Origin of the sequence: Marinobacter sp. (genome assembly GCF_041984545.1) — a bacterium.
In the GTDB taxonomy this organism is placed as follows: Bacteria; Pseudomonadota; Gammaproteobacteria; order Pseudomonadales; family Oleiphilaceae; genus Marinobacter.
On sequence record NZ_JBHIXV010000113.1, the window covers coordinates 1 to 544 of the forward strand.

Here is a 544-nt window from a genome sequence, read left to right on the forward strand (position 1 = left end):
TTCCACCAGCTCCGGAGTGGTTTAATAGAAACCATCAGGCGGCCTCTCCAGATCGTTCCGCCGGCAACCCGTCAGTAGGATTCGGGTAGATGTCCGGGCGGAGCTCGTGAGGAGTGACCTGCCAGTCGGAACCTTCACAAATGGACAGGGCCCGCTTCGGCGAGATGGGGCGGATCCCATGAACCATTTGATAGAGGTATGCAGGGGCCACACCGATATGCTTTGCGAAATCGGAGCGGCCGCCCGGGGGCAATTGATTTAGGAACGTCGAGAGTTTCATGAACGGAAATGTAGCTTTTGCTATATCTAACGTCAATAGCCAATGCGATATTAGCAGCCGCTATACTCGCCCTATGAATAGACGAGAAGCGCTGAAGCGCTTGATTGACGAAAGATTCGAAGGGAAGCAGGCCGAGCTCGCGAGAGCGATAAATAGGTCTCCGTCTCTCGTTTGGCAGTGCCTAAGCGGTCATCGAAATATAGGAGAGAAGCTCGCTCGGGAAATAGAAAGCAAGCTTCGCCTAAAGCAAGGTTGGCTGGATAG

General features: G+C 53.5%; 1 protein-coding gene. It reads right to left on the reverse strand.

Annotated elements, in window-relative coordinates; all coding sequences use genetic code 11:
* Positions 1–34: 34 nt before the first annotated feature.
* The gene (locus tag ACFC20_RS17800; RefSeq protein WP_375194144.1) at positions 35–280 is read right to left on the reverse strand and encodes a transcriptional regulator; all 246 of its coding nucleotides are present in this window, start codon (positions 278–280) and stop codon (positions 35–37) included.
* Positions 281–544: the final 264 nt, after the last annotated feature.

Coding starts and splice junctions, on each gene's coding strand:
- ACFC20_RS17800 (WP_375194144.1), bottom strand. CDS start 280: ATGAAACTCTCGACGTTCCTAAATCAATTGCCCCCGGGCGGCCGCTCC.